At 63.9% G+C, this 18,583-nt stretch carries 24 protein-coding genes; 15 read left to right on the top strand and 9 right to left on the bottom strand.

Going from position 1 to position 18,583, the window contains the following annotated elements; translation table 11 throughout:
• Nucleotides 1-27: 27 nt before the first annotated feature.
• Together dnaG and ACXIQ9_RS01480 are read left to right on the top strand one after the other, a co-directional pair.
• Nucleotides 28-2,124 (top strand): DNA primase, encoded by a 2,097-nt coding sequence (gene dnaG, locus ACXIQ9_RS01485; protein WP_459015152.1) that lies wholly within the window; start codon nucleotides 28-30, stop codon nucleotides 2,122-2,124.
• Between the two features lie 102 nt (nucleotides 2,125-2,226).
• Nucleotides 2,227-2,499 carry a hypothetical protein gene (locus ACXIQ9_RS01480; protein ID WP_459015150.1) on the top strand — a complete coding sequence of 91 codons (273 nt, stop codon included), beginning with the start codon at nucleotides 2,227-2,229 and terminating at the stop codon, nucleotides 2,497-2,499.
• 4 nt (nucleotides 2,500-2,503) lie between these two features.
• Here the strand turns inward: ACXIQ9_RS01480 and ACXIQ9_RS01475 are convergent, their stop codons facing one another.
• Together ACXIQ9_RS01475 and ACXIQ9_RS01470 are read right to left on the bottom strand one after the other, a co-directional pair.
• Nucleotides 2,504-3,781 (bottom strand): Y-family DNA polymerase, encoded by a 1,278-nt coding sequence (locus ACXIQ9_RS01475; RefSeq protein ID WP_296417670.1) that lies wholly within the window; start codon nucleotides 3,779-3,781, stop codon nucleotides 2,504-2,506.
• The gene (locus ACXIQ9_RS01470) at nucleotides 3,774-4,220 is read right to left on the bottom strand and encodes a LexA family protein (protein WP_296415849.1); all 447 of its coding nucleotides are present in this window, start codon (nucleotides 4,218-4,220) and stop codon (nucleotides 3,774-3,776) included. The genes ACXIQ9_RS01475 and ACXIQ9_RS01470 overlap by 8 nt, the downstream gene beginning before the upstream one ends.
• Before the next feature lie 73 nt (nucleotides 4,221-4,293).
• On the opposite strand from ACXIQ9_RS01470, the gene ACXIQ9_RS01465 reads away from it, so the two are divergent.
• Nucleotides 4,294-5,469 carry a choloylglycine hydrolase family protein gene (locus tag ACXIQ9_RS01465; protein WP_459015147.1) on the top strand — a complete coding sequence of 392 codons (1,176 nt, stop codon included), beginning with the start codon at nucleotides 4,294-4,296 and terminating at the stop codon, nucleotides 5,467-5,469.
• Nucleotides 5,470-5,485: 16 nt separating this feature from the next.
• Here the strand turns inward: ACXIQ9_RS01465 and ACXIQ9_RS01460 are convergent, their stop codons facing one another.
• Nucleotides 5,486-5,923, bottom strand: coding sequence for a hypothetical protein (locus ACXIQ9_RS01460; RefSeq protein ID WP_459015145.1), 438 nt, complete (start codon nucleotides 5,921-5,923; stop codon nucleotides 5,486-5,488).
• Nucleotides 5,923-6,405 carry a pentapeptide repeat-containing protein gene (locus tag ACXIQ9_RS01455; RefSeq protein WP_247478246.1) on the bottom strand — a complete coding sequence of 161 codons (483 nt, stop codon included), beginning with the start codon at nucleotides 6,403-6,405 and terminating at the stop codon, nucleotides 5,923-5,925. Before ACXIQ9_RS01455 ends, ACXIQ9_RS01460 begins: the two co-directional genes overlap by 1 nt.
• Before the next feature lie 137 nt (nucleotides 6,406-6,542).
• Here ACXIQ9_RS01455 and ACXIQ9_RS01450 point away from each other — a divergent pair, with 137 nt between their 5' ends.
• The 9 genes from ACXIQ9_RS01450 (at nucleotide 6,543) to ACXIQ9_RS01410 (ending at nucleotide 13,131) form a co-directional block, all read left to right on the top strand.
• On the top strand, nucleotides 6,543-6,782 hold the full coding sequence (locus ACXIQ9_RS01450; RefSeq protein WP_459015143.1) for a hypothetical protein: 240 nt from the start codon (nucleotides 6,543-6,545) through the stop codon (nucleotides 6,780-6,782).
• The gene (locus ACXIQ9_RS01445; RefSeq protein WP_459015778.1) at nucleotides 6,769-7,167 is read left to right on the top strand and encodes a YraN family protein; all 399 of its coding nucleotides are present in this window, start codon (nucleotides 6,769-6,771) and stop codon (nucleotides 7,165-7,167) included. The genes ACXIQ9_RS01450 and ACXIQ9_RS01445 overlap by 14 nt, the downstream gene beginning before the upstream one ends.
• Nucleotides 7,168-7,205: 38 nt before the next feature.
• The gene (gene rsmA / locus ACXIQ9_RS01440) at nucleotides 7,206-8,042 is read left to right on the top strand and encodes a 16S rRNA (adenine(1518)-N(6)/adenine(1519)-N(6))-dimethyltransferase RsmA (RefSeq protein WP_010316841.1); all 837 of its coding nucleotides are present in this window, start codon (nucleotides 7,206-7,208) and stop codon (nucleotides 8,040-8,042) included.
• Nucleotides 8,035-8,967 (top strand): 4-(cytidine 5'-diphospho)-2-C-methyl-D-erythritol kinase, encoded by a 933-nt coding sequence (ispE, locus tag ACXIQ9_RS01435; RefSeq protein WP_459015141.1) that lies wholly within the window; start codon nucleotides 8,035-8,037, stop codon nucleotides 8,965-8,967. Before rsmA ends, ispE begins: the two co-directional genes overlap by 8 nt.
• 21 nt (nucleotides 8,968-8,988) lie before the next feature.
• Nucleotides 8,989-9,321, top strand: a complete 333-nt coding sequence (locus ACXIQ9_RS01430; protein ID WP_247478250.1) for a DUF3082 domain-containing protein — start codon at nucleotides 8,989-8,991, stop codon at nucleotides 9,319-9,321.
• Nucleotides 9,322-9,493: 172 nt separating this feature from the next.
• Entirely contained in the window at nucleotides 9,494-10,477 is a 984-nt protein-coding gene (locus ACXIQ9_RS01425) for a pyruvate dehydrogenase complex E1 component subunit beta (protein WP_010316850.1), read from the top strand.
• Between the two features lies 1 nt (nucleotide 10,478).
• The gene (gene secD, locus ACXIQ9_RS01420; RefSeq protein WP_459015139.1) at nucleotides 10,479-11,960 is read left to right on the top strand and encodes a protein translocase subunit SecD; all 1,482 of its coding nucleotides are present in this window, start codon (nucleotides 10,479-10,481) and stop codon (nucleotides 11,958-11,960) included.
• The gene (gene secF, locus ACXIQ9_RS01415) at nucleotides 11,960-12,937 is read left to right on the top strand and encodes a protein translocase subunit SecF (protein ID WP_459015137.1); all 978 of its coding nucleotides are present in this window, start codon (nucleotides 11,960-11,962) and stop codon (nucleotides 12,935-12,937) included. The genes secD and secF overlap by 1 nt, the downstream gene beginning before the upstream one ends.
• Nucleotides 12,934-13,131 (top strand): hypothetical protein, encoded by a 198-nt coding sequence (locus tag ACXIQ9_RS01410; protein WP_459015135.1) that lies wholly within the window; start codon nucleotides 12,934-12,936, stop codon nucleotides 13,129-13,131. Before secF ends, ACXIQ9_RS01410 begins: the two co-directional genes overlap by 4 nt.
• Nucleotides 13,132-13,133: 2 nt before the next feature.
• Here the strand turns inward: ACXIQ9_RS01410 and ACXIQ9_RS01405 are convergent, their stop codons facing one another.
• From ACXIQ9_RS01405 to mnmH, 4 genes are read right to left on the bottom strand one after another with little or no spacing between them, the layout of a single operon-like run.
• Nucleotides 13,134-14,135 carry an AI-2E family transporter gene (locus ACXIQ9_RS01405; protein WP_010316859.1) on the bottom strand — a complete coding sequence of 334 codons (1,002 nt, stop codon included), beginning with the start codon at nucleotides 14,133-14,135 and terminating at the stop codon, nucleotides 13,134-13,136.
• The gene (locus ACXIQ9_RS01400) at nucleotides 14,135-15,190 is read right to left on the bottom strand and encodes an AI-2E family transporter (protein ID WP_459015132.1); all 1,056 of its coding nucleotides are present in this window, start codon (nucleotides 15,188-15,190) and stop codon (nucleotides 14,135-14,137) included. The genes ACXIQ9_RS01405 and ACXIQ9_RS01400 overlap by 1 nt, the downstream gene beginning before the upstream one ends.
• Before the next feature lie 49 nt (nucleotides 15,191-15,239).
• Nucleotides 15,240-15,608 carry a photosystem II reaction center protein Psb28 gene (gene psb28, locus ACXIQ9_RS01395; protein WP_247478268.1) on the bottom strand — a complete coding sequence of 123 codons (369 nt, stop codon included), beginning with the start codon at nucleotides 15,606-15,608 and terminating at the stop codon, nucleotides 15,240-15,242.
• A gap of 24 nt (nucleotides 15,609-15,632) precedes the next feature.
• Complete coding sequence (mnmH, locus tag ACXIQ9_RS01390) at nucleotides 15,633-16,694, bottom strand: tRNA 2-selenouridine(34) synthase MnmH (protein WP_459015130.1); 1,062 nt, start codon at nucleotides 16,692-16,694, stop codon at nucleotides 15,633-15,635.
• Nucleotides 16,695-16,791: 97 nt separating this feature from the next.
• Between mnmH and ACXIQ9_RS01385 the strand changes: the two genes are divergently transcribed.
• Both ACXIQ9_RS01385 and ACXIQ9_RS01380 read left to right on the top strand, forming a co-directional pair.
• Nucleotides 16,792-17,514 carry a GUN4 domain-containing protein gene (locus ACXIQ9_RS01385; RefSeq protein ID WP_459015128.1) on the top strand — a complete coding sequence of 241 codons (723 nt, stop codon included), beginning with the start codon at nucleotides 16,792-16,794 and terminating at the stop codon, nucleotides 17,512-17,514.
• Nucleotides 17,515-17,575: 61 nt separating this feature from the next.
• Nucleotides 17,576-17,965: an ATP-binding protein gene (locus ACXIQ9_RS01380; protein WP_459015126.1), complete on the top strand. Its 390-nt coding sequence runs from the start codon at nucleotides 17,576-17,578 to the stop codon at nucleotides 17,963-17,965.
• Here ACXIQ9_RS01380 and ACXIQ9_RS01375 read toward each other — a convergent pair.
• Nucleotides 17,962-18,294 carry a DUF6439 family protein gene (locus ACXIQ9_RS01375; protein ID WP_296415835.1) on the bottom strand — a complete coding sequence of 111 codons (333 nt, stop codon included), beginning with the start codon at nucleotides 18,292-18,294 and terminating at the stop codon, nucleotides 17,962-17,964. The genes ACXIQ9_RS01380 and ACXIQ9_RS01375 overlap by 4 nt on opposite strands.
• Nucleotides 18,295-18,303: 9 nt before the next feature.
• Between ACXIQ9_RS01375 and ACXIQ9_RS01370 the strand changes: the two genes are divergently transcribed.
• Complete coding sequence (locus tag ACXIQ9_RS01370; protein ID WP_459015123.1) at nucleotides 18,304-18,576, top strand: hypothetical protein; 273 nt, start codon at nucleotides 18,304-18,306, stop codon at nucleotides 18,574-18,576.
• Nucleotides 18,577-18,583: the final 7 nt, after the last annotated feature.

Raw genomic sequence — 18,583 nt, 5'->3', positions numbered from 1 at the left:
TCCTGGAGCGTCACTTGCGCCCGGAGCGTGTCAGTCCCTCGCCTCCATCCCCGCACGATCGAGGCCGTTAAAGAGCGCGCTGACATCGTCGATGTGGTGGGCGAGCACGTTGTGCTCAAAAAGAAGGGCAGGGAATTTGTCGGGGTTTGCCCCTTCCACGACGACAAATCACCGTCGATGACGGTGTCACCGGCCAAGCAGTTCTACTACTGCTTCTCCTGTGGCGCCGGCGGCAACTCCATCAAGTTTTTGATGGAGTTGCAGCGTCAGAGCTTCAGTGACGTCGTCCTGGAGTTGGCGCGCAAGTACCAGCTTCCCGTGGAGACCCTGGAGGGTCCTCAGCAGGAACGACTGCGGCAGCAGCTCTCCCGCCGGGATCAACTCCACAAGGCCCTCTCCCTGGCTGCTGGATGGTTCCGCTCACAATTGCGCGCTCCGGAGGGCGCCGCGGCCCTTGACTACCTCAAGACCAGCCGTGGTCTTGATGAGGCCACCCTTGAGGCCTTTGGTCTGGGCTATGCCCCGGAGCGATGGGATGGTCTGCTGAGCCATCTCCAACAGGTGGAGGGACTCAGTCCTGAGCTATTGGAGGCGGCCGGGCTGGTGGTGCCACGCCGCGGCGGGGATGGCTTCTACGACCGCTTCCGCCATCGGGTGATGGTTCCGATCGCGGATCGCCAGGGCCGAATCATTGGCTTTGGTGGCCGCAGCCTCGATGGCGGTGAGCCGAAGTACCTGAACTCTCCGGAGACGGAGGTGTTTGAGAAGGGCAAACACCTCTTTGGCCTCGATAAGGCTGTCAATGCGATCCGCAAGGCCGATCGCGCGGTCGTGGTGGAGGGCTATTTCGATGTCATCGCCCTCCATGCCGCGGGCATCACCAATGCGGTTGCGGCCCTCGGGACAGCCCTGAGCAATCAGCAGATCACCCAGCTCTGTCGCTGCTGCGACGGCAAACGGCTGATCCTGAACTTTGATGCCGATGGCGCTGGTGTCCGGGCCGCCCAGCGCGCCATTGGCGAGGTGGAGCAGTTGGCCCTGCAGGGGCAGCTGGAGTTGCGGGTTCTCCACCTGCCGAGCGGCAAGGACCCCGATGAATTCCTCAAGCAGCACGGCGCAGGGGACTACCGCTCCCTGCTGGATCAATCCCCCCTCTGGCTCGATTGGCAGATCGACCAGGTCCTGCACGGCTGCGACCTCAGCAAGGCCGACCAGTTCCAAAAGGCGGTCACGGATCTGGTGGCGCTGCTGGGCAAGCTGCCCGCCAGCGCCGTTCGCTCCCGCTACCTCCAGCAGGTGGCCGAGCGCCTCAGTGGTGGCCAGGCGCGGCTCGCTCTGCAGTTGGAGGACGACCTGCGCCAGCAGGTCAAAGGTCAGCGCTGGCATGGGCGCTCCCGCCGCTGGGAGCAGCCCGGTGAGGCGGGCCTGCGGGAGCGGGCCGAGGCCGAGGTCCTGCGCCTCTATCTCCACTGCCCGGCCTATCGCGGTCCGATCCGCGCTGAGTTGCGCCGCCGCGAGCTCGATGACTTCGCCATCGCCCATCACCGTCAGCTCTGGGCGGTGATCAGCTCCCTCGAGGAAGACAACCTCGGTGTTGGCCGGCTGGAGGCGATCAACCGTGGCAGTGAGGCCGGTTCCGATCTCGCGGACCTCGATCTGCCGCGGTTACTGAGCGATCAGCTGCTCTTGGCGGATGATCCCGACTCAGGACTGCCAACGGAATTGCTCGCCCGCCTGACTCCCCTGCTGGAGCCCAGCGACGTTCAGCGACTCGCCCTCAGCAACCCACCCTTGCAATTGCGTGGTGCCATGGCAGCCCTCGAGCGGCAGCGCAGCGTCAAACGCTGTCGTCACCTTCTGGATGCCTGGAGCAGTCAACGCCTGGAGACCCTCGAGCGCTGTATCGCCCGTCTGCTTGATGACAGCCAGCAGCCGGATCCTGTGCCCCAGGGCGCCAGCCAGGACATGGAGGCCCGCATTGAGGCCATGTTCGCTGAGCTCAACAGCGATGCCCTGCGTTTTCAGGATCTCTATTACAACGAGCGCAAACACATCGATCACCTCGATTCCCAGCGGCGCGCCAGTTTTGAGGACGTGATCGTCCAGGACGCCCAACCGGCCTAGGGCTGCCTGTTCTTTCCCTACAGCTCTGCCATTTCCGCTTCAGCGCTGCTATCACCAATCTGAACCGTTCCGGCTCCTCCCCTGACTGACGCCCGTTTGCTCGTGACACGTGCTGCTGGTGTGGCCGTTTTGAGCGGCAGCACCCTGCTTTTTGCTGCGCCTGCTTCGGCGCAAAACCTGTTGGTTCAGATCATTCAGAACCAGTGCGCCATGGCGATGAATGCGGACTTCAAGGCCGCTGGCAAGTCCCCGCCGCCGGGCATGGTTCAAGACACCTGCAACTGTGTGGCCCAACGCATCGAGCAGCGCGATTCCATTGAGGAGGCCAAAGCCTTCTGTGTGAAGCAGAGCACCGTCAAATACGGCACCGTTTGACGGCCTAGCGAGCCCAGACGGTGGGCAGGTCGCTGAGTCGCGTGGTGGCGGCCCTGGAGAGCTGTTCCCGTCGCATGAGCCAAGCCGGCTGCAGGCCGCAGGCGGCCCATTGCACCGTTCCGCGGCCATGGCGGCGATTGAGCCGATCGATGCTGGCCATGAGCGCCTCCCTCCGCTGTTGCTCGGCGCCACTGAGCGGTTGCAGCAGGTGGTGTTGCAACTGCGCCTCGGGCTGCAGCTCCTGCAGCAAAATTCCCGCCTTGGCGAAGCGCTTGTAGGGCCGGTAGAGGCTGGAGATCATCTGGCTGGCGGCCCGCAGCAGAACCCCGGTGTCGTTGCTGGCGAGGGGCAGGCTGACGCTGGCGGCCTGGCTGTAGAAGCCTGGGGCAAAGGGACTGGTTCGTGCGAAGACCGTGAGTCGTCCGGCCCGTTGCCGTTGCCGCCTCAACTTCTCGGCGCCGCGGCTGACATAACTGGCGATGGCCTGGCGCAGTTCCTCTTCGGTGGTGACGGGCCGGCTGAAGCTGCGGCTGACGCAGGTTTCCTGTTTGTCCGCTGGTTGCTGCTCCAGCGGCAGGCAGCTGATGCCCTGCAGTTCCAATTGCAGGCGCAGACCCACCACCCCGGCTTTGGCCCGCAGTTCTCCGCTGGGCATGTCCCTCAGTTGCTGCGCCGTGCTGACACCCCGTAGCCGGCACCAGCGGCTCAGGCGTCGGCCGACCCCCCAGATCTCCTCCACCGGGGTTTGCTCCAGCCAGGCGGTGGTCTCCTCGGGTGGACTGAGGTCAAAGACACCAGCGTGTTGCCGTTCTCCCTTGGCGATGTGGTTCGCCACTTTCGCCAGCACCTTGCTGTTGGCCAGGCCGATGGCAATGGGCAGCCCCAGGTTGTGGCGGATCCGGCTGCGCAGGGCACTGGCCCAGGGAAGAAGGTCACCGCTTTTGGGCCTCGGCAGACGAACGAAGGCCTCATCGATCGAGTACACCTCCAGCTCGGCGACGAAGGGCTCCAGGCTGCTCATCAGCCGTTGGCTCATGTCGCCGTAGAGGGCGTAGTTAGAACTGCGCACGACCACGCCGTGCTGTTCCAGTTGCTCCGCGATCTGGAAGTAGGGCTTGCCCATGCCAATGCCGAGTTGCCGCGCCTCGCTGCTGCGGGAGACCACGCAGCCGTCGTTGTTGGAGAGCACCACGACGGGGCGCCCCAGGAGCGCGGGATCGAAGGCCTGCTCACAGCTGGCATAGAAGTTGTTGGCATCGATCAGCCCGAGGGCGTCAGCCATGGGTGGCGAGGCTGTGAATGGCGTGGATGGCGACACCCCAGATCTGCACATCGCCGCAGTGGTGCAGCTCCAAGGGGGGGTAGGCGCTGTTGGCGGCTTCGAGCCGCAGCCGCCCTTGGTGGCGAGCCAGGCGCTTCAAGGTGAAGGCGCCGTCGAGCACGGCCACCACGACATGGCCCGGCCGGGCCTCGAGGCTGCGGTCCACCACCAGCAGGTCGCCGTGCTGGATCCCGGCCTCGACCATCGAATCACCGCTCACCCGCAGAAAAAAGGTGCTGCTGGGGTGCCGGATCAGGGTCTCGTTCAGGTCGATGCCGACATCGATGTAGTCGTCGGCGGGGCTGGGGAAGCCGGCGGCCACGGTGCTGCTGGCCAAGGGAAGCGGCCGCCGCGGGCGCTCGTCCCGCAGCCCGCCGATCAGAACAACAGGGACCGACACGCACGCACCCGACACACCCCTTCAGGATAGTTCAGGTGTACCACTAGGGTTGATGTTGCCGTCTCCGTCCCGGATGGTCAGGGTGGTGGTTGTGCCTGTCCCTGGATCGATGGAGCGCTGGATTCGCCGCCTGCGCCGGCCGGCTCACTCGCTCGTCGCCGCTCTGGCGGCTGCGGGACTGGGCGGGCTGACGGCTTCGCCTCTGCGGGCGTGCACCAGCTTTGTGCTGCGCGGATCCGATGGCGGTCGGGTCTATGCGCGCACGATGGAATTCGGCCAGCCGCTCAACAGCCAGGCCGTGCTGATTCAGCGGGGTACGCCACTGCGGGGCAATGGCCCCGATGGAGGGCAGGGCAATGGTCTGGCCTGGACCAGCCGCTACGCCGTGGTGGGCCTGAATGCCCTGGGACTCAAGGATGTCGTCCCCGATGGGATGAATGAAAAGGGCCTCGCCGGCGGACTGCTGTATTTCGCGGGCTACGCCAAGTTTCAAACGGTCCCGCCGGGGCAGACCCAGCGCTCCATCAACAGCGCGCAGCTGCTGACCTATGTGCTGACGAACTTCGCGAGCATCGCGGAGGTCAAGCGCGGCTTGCCCAAGATTTTGGTGAACGGCGCCAGCGTCCCGGCTTTCGGTGGACCGCTGCCGATTCACATGACCCTGCACGATCGCAGCGGCCAGAGCCTTTCGGTGGAATACATCGACGGGGTGCTCAACCTGATGGACAACCCCACGGGTGCCTATACCAACGATCCGCCCTTCCCGTATCACCTGGCGGCAGCAGGGAACTACGCCAATTTGAGCGCGATGCCACCGCCGGAGATGCGCATCAACGGCTTGGCCTTGCCCCCGGCCAGTACGGGCGCAGGTCTGCATGGCCTACCCGGAGATTTTCTGGCGACCTCCCGCTTCATCCGGGCCCTGACACTGAGTCGTTTCGCGCCCACCAACCTGAGCAGCCAGCAGCAGGTGGGGACGGCCTTCCGAATCCTGGGTCAGTTTGATTTGCCGCCGGGAAGCGTGCAGTTACCGCCCGGGGGCGCCTTTGGGGGCGCTGGTGCCACGAGCACCTATGAGATCACCGAGTGGAGTGTTGCCGCTGATCAGCAGAACCTCGTCTATTACATCCAGACCTACGACAATCCAGATCTGCGCAGCCTTCGCTTTGATCGCCTGCCCTTGGATGGGGGAACGATTCAGGTGATGGCTTTGGATCAGCGCCCTCAGATCACTGAGCTCCGTCCTTGAGTCCCAGGGGTTGGTCTCAGCTCTCCTCGTCCCCTTCCAGCAGAAACTGCTGGAAGGCCACATAGAGATCCTGTTCTTCGCTGTTGGCGGGGCGCCGGCGCTGCTGATTGGGCCGGAGTTCCTGGGGTTTGCCCTGGGTTTGCAAGCCACCAGGGCTGCGGTTGGTTTGGCCTTGTAGGGATTGCAGCTGCTCCCGTTGGGCGGCTTGCCGTTTGCGCTCTTGATCGGCTTCCGCCTGGCGCAGGCGATCCATCAGATGGGGGGGGACTGTCCCGTCTTGGCTGGCCTTCATCAATTCCCCGAATAGCGCCTGGGGATCGGTCTCGGTCTCAACGCGATGGCGTTTGGCGGAGGCCCGCTTCGTCTCGACGCTGGTCTCGGGTTTGGGAAGGGGCTTGGGGAGGGAGCGGCCGAGTTCTTGCAGGCGCTCCAGGCTGCGGGCATCGAAGCTCATCAGCTGCACTCAAGGGTGTCTTTGGTGACGCGACCGGTCACGGGGTTCGTGCCGCTGGCACTGGCGCAGAGGGTTTTCAGGACATCACCGCGGAAGGGCACGTTGGTGAAGTCCGCCCCATCGATCAGGACGTCCTTGAAGCGGGTGTTGAAGGCAAAGGCGTTCTCAAGGACCGCATTGCGCAGGTCCGTTCCCTCGAGGACGGCCGAGTCGAGGGTGGCGTCGCTGAGGTCCGCTCCGGCGAGGTTGGCGTCCTGGAGCTTGGCGCCGTAGAGGCTGGCGCCGCGCAGGTCGGCTCCGTGGAAGTCCGCTTCCCGCAGGTTCGTCAGATTGAAGGTTGCGCCATGCAGGTCGACTCCGGCGAAGTCGTGGCCGATCAACACCTGCTTGGCGTAGTCCATCGCCGCCTGTGCGGGTTGCGCCAGAAGGAGGATCAGCGCAAGCAGCGCTGAGGACAGCAGGGACCGGAAGAAGCGACGCATGGAGGAGAGCCGGTGCCCGGCAACCCTAAGCAGGCTCTCTGGGTGGGGACGGTTGGTTGTTCTCCTAACCTCACGACCCTCTCGTTTTTGGTTCACTGAGCGGAACGGGTCGAGCGATCGACCGCCAGTGCAGGCCCATGGGCAACCCGATCGACCGCGATACGTTTTTGGCCCGGGCCAGGGCGCGCTTCGGGGAGCGCTACGACTACAGCGGCATCCAATACAGAAGTTTTAAGTCGCCGATCAAGATCCGCTGCCGGGAGCATCCGGTCCGTCAGATTTCGATCACGCCCGAGCGTCACCTGGTGACCACGGGCGGCTGCAAGTACTGCCTGCGGCAACTGCGCGGTCAGCTGCCCTCAGCTGGGGAACCCTAAGGAGCAGTACACGCTGCAGGCGATCGGACGTTCCCCTTCACAACGGCAGGGCCACTGGGCTGAGCAGCGGGCCCTGCGGCTGCTGCAGGCCGCCGGCTGGACCTTGCTTGAGCAGCGCTGGTGTTGCCGTTGGGGTGAGCTCGATTTGCTGCTCCATAAACCTGGGCGCCTGCTGCTGGTGGAGGTCAAGGGCCGATCCCGCTCGGGTCCGGACGCCTGGGGGATGGCGGCCCTGAAGCGGCCCAAGCGGTTGCGGCTGGAGAGCAGCTTGATGCTCTGGTTGCAGCGGCATCCGCAGTATCAGGACTGCCACTGGGAATGGATCTGTGCCTTGGTCCCACTGCCCCCAAGCCGAAGGCCTGTGCGTTGGTTGCCTTGGCGCTGAGTGAAGCAATGTGGACGTAGGCCTGCGCCCGTCCTCTGATGTCCTTCGCGGCCCATCGCGCCCGCAAACGTTTTGGCCAGCACTGGCTGAAGGACCAGTCCGTGCTCGATCGGATTCTTCAGGCCGCTGAGTTGACCGCCGCTGACACGGTCCTCGAGGTGGGCCCGGGTCGAGGAGCCCTCACCGAGCGGCTCTTGGAGTCCTCCGCCCGCGCGGTCTGCGCCGTTGAGCTGGACCGTGATCTGGTGTCGGGCCTGCAGGAGCGCTTTGGTGCGAATCCGCGCTTCTCGTTGACCGAAGGGGATGTGTTGGCGGTGGAGCTGCCGGAGGCCACCGCCGTGGTCGCCAACATTCCGTACAACATCACAGGGCCCCTGTTGGAGCGCCTGGTCGGACGTCTTGATCGCCCAGCGCTGCAGCCCTATCGCCGTTTGGTGCTGTTGGTGCAGCAGGAGGTGGGCGAGCGGATTCGGGCCCGTCCCGGCAGTAGTGCCTATTCCGCCCTGAGTGTGCGGATGCAGCTCTTGGCGCGCTGCAGCACGGTCTGTCCTGTGCCCCCTCGCTGCTTCCAACCGCCGCCGAAGGTCATGAGTGAGGTGGTGGCCCTAGATCCCTTACCGCTTGAGCAGCGACTGGATCCAGCCCTGGCCAAAACGGTGGAGATGCTGCTGCGGCGCTGTTTCGCGGCCCGCCGCAAGATGCTGCGCAACACCCTCTCGGGCCTAGTGGAGGCTGAGCAGTTGCAGAGCCTGACCGAGGCCGCGGAGATCGGTCTGCAGCAGCGTCCCCAGGAGGTGGCACCAGAGCGTTGGGTGAGCCTGGCGGCGGGCTTGAATCGGCTCATCCCGGACTCGACGCAATCTCGCCATGGCTGAGCTGCAGGTCAGCGCCCCCGCCAAGATCAACCTGCATCTCGAGGTGCTGGGCCTTCGCCCCGACGGCTTTCACGAGCTGGCGATGGTGATGCAGACCCTGGATTTGGTCGACACGATCAGCCTCAGCCCGACGGCTGATGGAGCGGTGAGCCTGCGCTGTGATCGCTCGGACCTGCCGACCGATGGCAACAACCTGATCGTCAAGGCGGCTGAGTTGCTGAAGCAGCGGGTAGGGCTGCCCGAGCTCGGTGTGGCAATGCACCTGACCAAACGCATCCCCATTGGGGCAGGGCTGGCGGGGGGCTCGAGCAATGGTGCGGCGGCTCTGGTGGGTCTGAACACGCTTTGGGGCTGTGGGTTCAGCGCTAAGCAGCTCTTGGCGATGGCCGCTGAGCTCGGCTCAGACATGCCGTTCTGCCTGGATGGCGGCACCCAGCTGTGCTTTGGCCGGGGCGAGGTTCTGGAGTCCGCAGGCCTGCCGGAGCCCCCTGCACTGGGGGTGCTGCTGATCAAACATCCAGAGTCCAGCGTCTCCACCCCCTGGGCCTACAGGCAGTGCCGGGAGCAATTTGGAGCGGACTACCTCTCGACTGAGGCCGACTTTGAGCAGCGGCGCCAGGCCCTACGTGAGGCGGCGTTGTTGCAGGGATTGAGCGGCGGAGCGCCCCTGCCGGTGATCCGCAATGACCTCCAGAGGGTGGTGGAGCCGGAGGTGGCGAGCGTTCGGGAGGGATTGTCGATCCTGCGGCGGGCTGAGGCGGGCGCTGCGGTGGCCATGAGCGGCTCAGGGCCAAGCCTGTTCGCCTTGTTCGTCGACCGGGACGCCGCCGAAGCGGCGCAGCAGCAGCTGGCCGCTCCCCTGGAAGCCGCTGGCTTTGAGTCCTGGGTGTGCCGCTGCACGGGCTCTGGTGCCACGCTGGTCTGAACGCAGCACCATCCACCCCGCGTGAGTGAGACCCAAAGCGACAGCCAAGACCTCGCCAGCGCCAAGCAGAAACCTCGCAAGGGGCCGATCAGCTTCTTGAGCGGCTCCCTGACGAGCTTTGGCTTCGGCTGGCTTGCGCTGCAATTGGCCGGGAAGGTGGTGGGCTACTACGCCGACCATCCGCCCCAGTACGAGGCCCGCTTTGCCCAGAGCATTGCGGTCTTTATGAAGACCCTGGTGGTGGGGATGACCTTTCTGGCCACCTTCACCTTTGCCTTCATTGGATTGGGCCTGTTCCTGACATTTATCCGCAGCCTCTTACCGGGCTGGGAACAGGCGGAAGAAACCCCCTAGCCTTTGGCCACGGGCAGCCTGACGACGACATGACCGGCCACGACCTGCAGCTGCTGGTGCTGCTCCTCTCACCCGGAATGCTGTTGTCAGTGTTGTTGTTGCTGACCTTCGCCGCAGGCGGTTGAGATAGGTTGGCCCCACCCCGGTCCAGTGCCGGACCCGCTTTTCAACCGTGGCAGAGACCCTTCTCTTCAACGCCCTGCGTGAGGCCATCGACGAAGAGATGGCGCGTGATCCCCATGTCTGCGTGATGGGGGAAGACGTCGGTCAGTACGGCGGTTCCTACAAGGTCACGAAGGATCTCTACGACAAGTACGGCGAACTGCGGGTCCTGGACACCCCGATTGCTGAGAACGCCTTCACGGGCATGGCCGTTGGTGCGGCGATGACGGGCCTTCGCCCGATCGTTGAGGGCATGAACATGGGCTTCCTGCTGCTCGCCTTCAACCAGATCTCCAACAACATGGGGATGCTCCGCTACACCAGCGGTGGCAACTTCACGATTCCCACCGTGGTTCGCGGCCCTGGTGGTGTGGGCCGTCAGCTGGGCGCGGAGCACAGCCAGCGTCTCGAGGCCTATTTCCACGCGGTTCCCGGCATCAAGATCGTTGCCGTCAGCACCCCGACGAATGCCAAGGGCCTGATGAAGGCGGCGATTCGCGATAACAACCCCGTGCTCTTCTTCGAGCACGTGTTGCTCTACAACCTCTCTGAGGACATCCCCGAGGGCGACTACACCTGCGCCCTGGACCAGGCCGATCTGGTCAAGGAAGGAAGCGATGTCACGATCCTCACCTACTCCCGCATGCGTCACCACTGCCTGAAGGCCGTGGAACAGCTGGAGAAGGAGGGTGTGAGCGTGGAGCTGATCGACCTGATCAGCCTGAAGCCCTTCGACATGGAGACGATCTCCCGCTCCATCCGCAAGACCCACAAGGTCCTGGTGGTTGAGGAGTGCATGAAGACCGGCGGCATTGGCGCCGAGTTGATCGCCTTGATCACCGAGCACTGCTTTGACGACCTGGATGCCCGCCCGATCCGTCTCTCCTCCCAGGACATCCCCACGCCCTACAACGGCACCCTGGAAAACCTGACCATCATTCAGCCGCATCAGATCGTTGAAGCGGCCAAAGCCCTCAAGGCTGGCCAGGTCTGAAATGGCACGTCAACAGGGGTGGTTTGCCCTGATCTTGGCCCTGGCCTTTGCAGCCGGGGCTGTTCTTGCTTCGTTCCCACTTCAGTTGGGTCTCGACCTGCGCGGGGGCAGTCAACTGACCCTTCAAGTCCTGCCGGCTGGTGCGATTCAGCGCGTGCAGAGCGAGCAACTGGAGGCCGTTAAGGACGTCCTGGACCGGCGCATCAATGGCCTGGGGGTGAGTGAATCCACCCTTCAGACCATTGGCGACGATCAACTGCTGCTGCAGTTGCCTGGTGAACAGGACCCCAGCCGTGCCGCCAAGGTCTTGGGCACTACGGCCCTTCTGGAGTTCCGCGCGCAGAAGACAGGCACTGAACAGCAGATGAGCGGCCTGCTCAAGCTCAAGCGCCAGGCCCAAGCGGTTCTCAACCTGCGCCGCTCCAAGGATCAAGGTCAAACCCAAGCGGTCGACCTTGATGCCGATGGCTTGGCACAGCTCCTCAAGGACGCCGGCGTCAGTGCTCCTGCCGGCAGCACGGAGACCGAGCAGCTGGAGTTGTTGCTGGCTGCGGTCAACACCAAGATCGTCGACCTCTACGAGCCGGCCGCCCTCACCGGTAAGGATCTCACGGGTGCCGGGCGTCAGCAGAACCAGGCCGGCAGCGCTTGGGATGTCACCTTGAGTTTCAACACCGAGGGGGGCCGTAAGTTCGCCCAACTCACCCAGAGCATTGCCGGTAGCGGACGCCTCCTTGGCATCGTTCTCGACGGCCGCTCCATCAGCGAAGCGAGTGTGGGGCCGGAGTTCAAACCCGCCGGCATCAGCGGCGGTGCCGCAAGCATCACGGGCAACTTCAGCGCCGAAGAGGCCCGCGACCTGGAGGTTCAGCTCCGCGGTGGCTCGCTGCCCTTGCCGGTGGAGGTGATCGAGCAGCGCACCATTGGCGCCACTCTCGGTAGCGAGAACGTCCAACGCAGCCTTCAGGCTGCCCTGCTGGGCTTGGCCTTGGTCGCCGTCTTCATGGTCGTCGTCTACCGCTTGCCCGGCGTTGTGGCTGTGGTTGCTCTGGCGCTCTATGCCCTGTTCAACCTGGCCATGTATGCCCTGATCCCCGTCACCTTGACCCTGCCAGGGATCGCAGGCTTCATCCTCTCGATCGGGATCGCTGTCGACGCGAACGTTCTGATTTTTGAGCGGGTCAAAGAGGAGTTGCGACGCGGGAACACCTTGATCCGCTCGATTGATGCGGGTTTCTCGCTGGCCTTCTCATCCATCCTTGATGGCCACATCACCGGTTTGATTAGCTGCGTGGCGCTGTTTGCGCTTGGCACTGGCTTGGTGAAGGGCTTTGCCGTCACCTTGGGCATCGGCTTGGTGCTCAGCCTGTTCACGGCTTTGACCTGCACCCGCACCCTGCTGCGTCTCTTGATGGGGTATCCCGCCCTGCGCCGCTCCAGCTACTTCTTGCCCCAGTCCCAGCTGCCAGCCCAGGCCTCCTGATGTCCGATTCCTCGACCTCCGTGGCCGTCACAGCGCCCCGCTTTCGCATCAGCCGCATCCGCCGCCAGGGCTGGCTTGCTTCTGGTTTGGCCGTCCTGCTCAGCCTGGTGGGGATGGCCTTGTGTTGGAGCAACCCCCGCATCGCCGCTCCCTTGAAGCCCGGTTTGGATTTCACCGGTGGAACCCAGGTGGAGATTCAGCGCAGCTGCAGCGGAGCGGACTGTGCGGGACTCAAAGCCGCTGAGGTGCGTCAGCAGCTGCGCATGCTCACGCTGCCGGAGGTCGGTGGTCAAGCGGCTCCCCAGCTGGTCAATGCTGGAGTGCAGGTGCTCGACCGCGGTCGTTCGGTGGATCTGCGCCTGCCGGACCTTGAGCCCGAGCAGACCCGGACCCTGATCGAAGGTTTGGCCCCGGTGATTGGCACGGTGAACCCCCAACAGGTTGCGATCAACACCATTGGACCCACCCTTGGCTCCCAGCTGCTCAAAGGAAGCCTGATTTCCCTGTTGGTCAGCTTTGCTGCGATCGCGCTCTACATCAGCTTTCGCTACGACGGGGTGTTTGCAGGCTTGGCCCTGCTCTGCCTGGCCCACGACATCGTCATTACTTGCGGGGTCTTCGCCTGGTTGGGACTGATCAGCGGCATTGAGGTCAATTCCCTGTTTGCCGTGGCGTTGATCACCGTCGCGGGTTATTCGGTCAATGACACGGTGGTTGTCTTCGACCGCATTCGCGAGCAAAAAAGGGCTCTTCAGGGCATGAGCTTGCAGGAACAGGTTGATGTGGCGGTGGATGCCACCTTGACCCGCTCGCTCTACACGTCCTTCACCACCCTGCTGCCGTTGGTCTCGTTGCTGCTCTTTGGCGGCAGCAGCTTGTTCTGGTTCGCCGTGGCCCTGACCGTTGGCATTGGCGTTGGCAGCTGGTCCAGCATCGGTATTGCACCCACACTCTTGCCCGTTCTCTCGCGTCGATGACGCGATCCAGGCGGTTCTCTGTGCCATGGGCCCCGGTGGCGTTGGCACTCCTTGCCCTCTGGGATCTGCGCGGTGAGCTTCAGCTCCTAGCCGAGCACTTCACCTGGATCAGCTTGTTGATGATTCCCCGCTATCACTTGCTTGCGGTCACGGTCTTGATCTTGACCCCGAGCTTGATCCGCCAGCGGCGATAGCCCTAGGTCCACCGGTCCATGACCTGCTCCACCAGCACCCGTTGAGAGAAGACCTGGAGGACGACGACAAGCGGTAGGGCCAGCAGTACACCGGGTAGGCCCAGCAGTGCCCCCAGGCTGAGCTGCGCCATCAGCGCGACGGTGGGCAGCAGATTGACCGTTCGACTCAGGAGCAGGGGCGTGAGTAGGAACGCCTCGCCGTTCTGCAGCACCAGGCGAAGCACGATCACCTGAACGGCCAGGGTCGGCGAGATCAACAGCGACACAGCCACCGGTAGCAGGCTCGCCAGGGTGGGGCCGATGGTGGGCACAAAGGTCAGAAGGCCGCAGATCAATCCGCTCAACAGGGCCAAGGGAACCTTCAAGGCTGCCAGGCCGGCCCAGGTCAGGAGGAACACCACCGAGGCCGAGAGCGTCATTCCCGCCAGCCAGCCCCCGAGGGCTTGGCGGCTTTCTGTCAGGAGGTTCTGCACCAGCGGCCGGCTGTGGGCTGGCGTCAAGGCCAACACCAGGCGTTGGTGACTGCGCGGATCGAGGACCAACAGGATCGCCAGCAGCCCCATCAACAGCAGCAGCACGGTGCCGCTGGCCGCTCCCCCGGCGAACCCAATCAGTTGGGCTCCAATCGGTTGCAACTTGTCGAGTGTGATCAGATCGGCGAGTCGACCTTCCAGACCCTCCAGGACGCTGACACCGCCCAGCAATTCCGAAAGGCGTGCAATCAGCGCTGGCACCAGCTGGGTCAGCTGATTGAGCTGCTCGAGCAATTCAGGCAGGAGTAAGTCCGTGAGTTGCCAGCTCAGAAGAGCCAGGACCATCAGCACCAGCAGGAGTGCCAGTGGCCGGCTGAGTCTCAGGCCTCGGCGCAACCAGCTCACGGGCACGTCGAGGGCGACAGCGAGGACGACGGCGCCGAAGAGCACCATCAGAACCCAGCGCAGTTCCCAGGCCAAGAGCCCAAGAACCACAAGGGACAGCAGCAAGAGCAAACTGCGTGGTGTCATCAGCGCTCAGCCATCGGGAGTTCCCAGCCGTTCAGTACGTCCTGGATCAGTACTTCGCGAACCAGGACCTGGAGGCAGACCGCCAGTGGCAGCGCCAAGAGCAGTCCCAAGGGACCAAAGATCACCGTGAAGAAGAATTGGGCAATCAAGGTCAATCCAGGCAGCAATTTCACCTGGTGATGCATGACCGAAGGGGTGATCAGGTAGCTCTCGATGTGCTGAATCACCAAATAAAGCAGCAGCACCAGCAGCGCTTTGACGGGTGAATCGAGCAGCGCCACGGACATCGGAAAGACCGTGCTCAAGGTCGGTCCGATGTTGGGAATGATGTTCAGCAGGCCAGCCAATAGCGCGTTGGCGGCCACCAGCTTCACCCCCAGTAGTGACAGGCCGATGGCGGCCAAGACACCGACGCAGAGCGAGCTGATCAGCACGCCGGCCATCCAACTGCTGAGGGCCTCACCGCAGAGCGTGAGAACGTCCCGGAAGCGTCGCCGATAAAACGATGGGACCAGCAGGATCGCTATTTCCCGGTAGGCCTGGGGTTGGATCGCCACCATCAGGCTGACAGCGACCACAAACAGCAGCTCCACAAGCCCGCTGCCCAGGTTCCCTGCAATCCCAAGCAGCTTCAGGAACCCCTCGGTCGGGTCAAGGCTGCCGGACCCCTGGCTGAGCCAGCTCTTCTGCAACCACTGCAGCGCCTCGCGGCCATAGAGCATCTGACTGCTCTGATCCAGGGTGCGGCGTAGCAGCTGCATCGCCAACTGCAGGGCTGCTGGAAGCTGCCGCAGCAGTTCTTGGAACTGGGCAGCAAACGGTGGGACCACGACGGCGGTGGTCAGCACCACCACCACAAGCAAGCCCCCCAGGCTGATGAAGAGCGCCAGCGGACGGTTGCAGCGCAAGCGCTCTTGGGTCACACCCACCAGGGTGCAGATGGCCATGGCGAGCACCACGGCAGCAAAGACGAGGACGAGGACCTCCCGCAGGGACCACAGCAGCACCAGCGCCGCTGCTGTGGCAATCAATCCGAGCCACTGGCCGAATCGCAAAGGGGGAGGCCAACTCGTGTTGTTTTAGCGCCGATTGCGGCGATTGAATTCAGTTGGCGTCCTCTTCGCCAGCTTCGTCCTTTTTGTTCTGGGCAAAGCCGAGGTCATTGGCCTGGGCATAGCGCTCGGCAAAGCGCATGAACCGCTCGAAATCCTCGGTGGTTTTCCAGGTGTAGGTGGCCTCCAGGGCCGAAGGCTTGCCGTTGACGAACTTGGCGTTGACGTCGCGGGTCACCATCTGACCCTCTTCATCGAGCATGTACATGCCGCCGATGTCAGCCATGGTCTCGGGGGAGAGGGCCTGGGGCTGATCGAACACGAAGATCGCCTGACCGGTGCGACCATCCCGCGAACGGGTCATACGGATATCGGGCACGACCGGCTCATCCACACCGGGGAAAAACTGGATCGCGGCCATCGCCCGTTATCGCAAAGGCTGATCCTAGTGATGCTGCCCGGCGGATCTGGTTGCCGCTCCGCTTTCGATCAGTTGCTCGGCGGCCTCCTGCGGAGTTAGCCCCGCACAGTCGAGTCGCTCCCGTGGGCTCGGCTCTTCGGTTTGACCATGACGCTCGAGCTCGTGGTCGTAGCAGCGGTCGTAGTAGTCCAGCATCTGCGCACAGGCGCCATGCCAGTCCGCTTGCTCGATCGCCTCGAGGGCGGTTTTGGTGCGTTGGGGACCCAGGCGTCTGGCGATCCGTTGGGTGGCATCGGCAAGGGCCAGGGGGTCCTGGATTCCGTAGACCGCCACCAGCTGCTCCAGTCGCTCCTCTACGGGTCTTGTGATTTCCAGAAGTGGTGCTCCCTGCATCTGCTGCCAGAGCCCCGAGGGAATCCGGCAGCGGCCCACCTGCACGCTTTCGGCTTCAACCCAGATCTCTTGAGCCGGGCGGTGCTGCTGCAGCACTTCAGCGATTTTGTTTTCGAAGTGCTCCGTGGTCGGCTGGGCCGGCAAACCCAAGCCGCCAAAGCTGCTGCCGCGGTGATTCGCCAGTCCTTCGAGGTCCAGCACCGCTACGCCTTGTTCCGCCAGGGCCACCAGAAGGTCGGTCTTCCCCGTCCCTGTCCGTCCGCCGAGAAGGCGAATGGGCCAGGGCTGCTCCATCAGCGCGAGGACCCACTGGCGATAGCTCTTGTATCCGCCCTCCAGCAGTACAACCTCAAGATCGAGGGTTTCGGCTAGCCAGGCGATGCTCCCCGAGCGCATTCCGCCGCGCCAGCAGTGGATTTTCAGGGGTTGTCCTGGATGGCTTCTGCTGAGCGTCTGCAGCTTTTCCCCTAGGAAGGCCAGCTTTGGCCCCACCAGCGAGAGGCCGAGCTGTACCGCCGCAGTGCGCCCCTGCTGCTTGTAGCTCGTTCCGACCTCCGCACGCTCCTGGTCGCTGAACAGAGGCAAGTTCTGGGCCCCAGGGATATGGCCCTTTTCGAATTCAGCCGGGGCGCGGACATCCACCACCGGACCCGGGCCCTGCAGGAAAGCCTCAATCGATTGGCGCTCAGCCATGGCGATGATCCTGGGTGGGCTTCTTGCCGCTATGGGACTGCAATGCCTGACATAGTGGGCCAACGCTGTCGCACCAGCGTCAGGTCAGCCCGTCTCCATGCTCTCCGGACCACCCGTCACCACCACGGTCAGCGCTGACCAGTTGATCGAGCGCTTTCTGACGAGCGCTCCGCGCCAACGGCGCTCCCTTCTGCCGCAAGTGCTGCAGCGCAGCAGCGAGTGCCGTCCTTTGATCGCCGATCAAATTGACCGCTGGGATGCCACTGGAGATGACTGGGCCTGCGGGACCCTGATCCAGTTGTTGGTCTCCGAGGACGACGCGCTCTCCCAGGCTTTTTGGACCCGTTTCCCAGAGGGCTGGCTCGCCGTGACCAGTGGCCAGGGCCTGGATTACGCCCCCCTGCAGTTGGCCTTGATTCGTCAGGACTTCGAGGAAGCCGACCGTCTAACGAGCGAGCACCTGCGCCAGTTGGCCGGACCGGCAGCCGAAAAACGCGGCTACGTCTATTACTCCGAGGTCCCGCCGATGGCCTCCGTGGATCTTGAGACGCTTGATCGCCTTTGGGTGACCTTCTCGCAGGCTCGTTTTGGCTTCTCCGTTCAACTGCGTTTGCTGCGCAGCCTGGGCAACCGCTGGGAGCAGCTTTGGCCGCGGATTGGCTGGAAGCAAGCGGGGATCTGGACCCGTTACCCCAAGGCCTTCACCTGGACCCTCGAAGCCCCGGAGGGGCACATGCCCCTGGTGAATCAGTTGCGGGGGGTCCGTCTGATGGATGCCTTGCTCTCCCACCCAGGGGTGCAACAACGCGTGGCGTCCTGAAGCACGGCGCTTCACTCGGCGGTAGGGTCAATCCGTTCGCTGTTCCCCTCTCCGGGGCTCTATGGCGCTGCGTTGGGCTGACTACATCACCCCATCGACCCTGCATCTCGCTCCGCTGCTGGAGCTGTTGCTGGAGCCGATTCAATGCGCCGAACAACAGGCCACGCTGCAGTTGGGTCTCCAGGAGGTCCTGGTCAATGCCGTGCGCCACGGCAATGGCAACGACCCTCTTAAGTGCGTGCGGATTCGCCGCATCCTCTCCCCCAGGTGGTGTGTGTTTCAGATTCAAGATGAGGGACCTGGCCTGCCGGCCCAAGCCCGCGTCGCTGCGCTTCCGGATCGCCTGGATGCTGCGAGTGGCCGGGGCCTGTTCCTGATCCACCAGTGCTTCGACGATGTGCGCTGGAGCCGCAGGGGCAATCGCGTGCAAGTGGCGATGCGCAGGGCCTAGTGGCCGTGTGTTGGGCAGCCGGGGTCCTTCAGCTCACCCTTGAGCCAGCCGAGGGCATGCTCCACCAGGGCCGTCGCCTGTTGCCTTTGTGCGCTCACGCCAGCTGAGGCCGGGCCGTTGGCTGGATCCAGCAGCAGCACCAGTGCTGCTGTCAGTTGCTCGGCTGCCCGCCGTTGGGGCTGTGCCTTGAGCGCATGCCAGTCCTGGTTGCTGATGGCCAGCTTCTGATGCAGTGCCTGCGCCAACTGCTGGCTCTCCAGGGGCCACTCCCGCGGATTTTGCTTCGCCTGTTGAGCCTGCACTGGACGGATCCGTTGGGACCAGGCCATCCTGACGCCATGCAACAGCGACCGCGCTCCCCCTACCAGCCGATCCGCTGGCTGCATCAACTGGCCAACCTGCTGACCACCGTGTCGTCCGCTGAGCGCCTGGCACCCTCCGACGACAGCCTCCAGGCCCGTCGTTTGCGACAGCGGCTCTCAGCAGCCCAGCGACTGTTGGATCCGCTCCCAAGTCCGCTTCAGGCCACTCTCTGGAGTGAGCGGGTTGTTTGGCAATTCCTGCGTTGGGGCGGCGTGGGCGCCCTCATGGCCGTCCTGTTGAAGCGTTGAACGGTCC

The sequence above is a fragment of the Synechococcus sp. LTW-G genome (assembly GCF_054459035.1).
The sequence above is the reverse complement of the archived record's forward strand: the minus strand, read 5'-3'. Positions and strand labels throughout refer to the sequence as shown.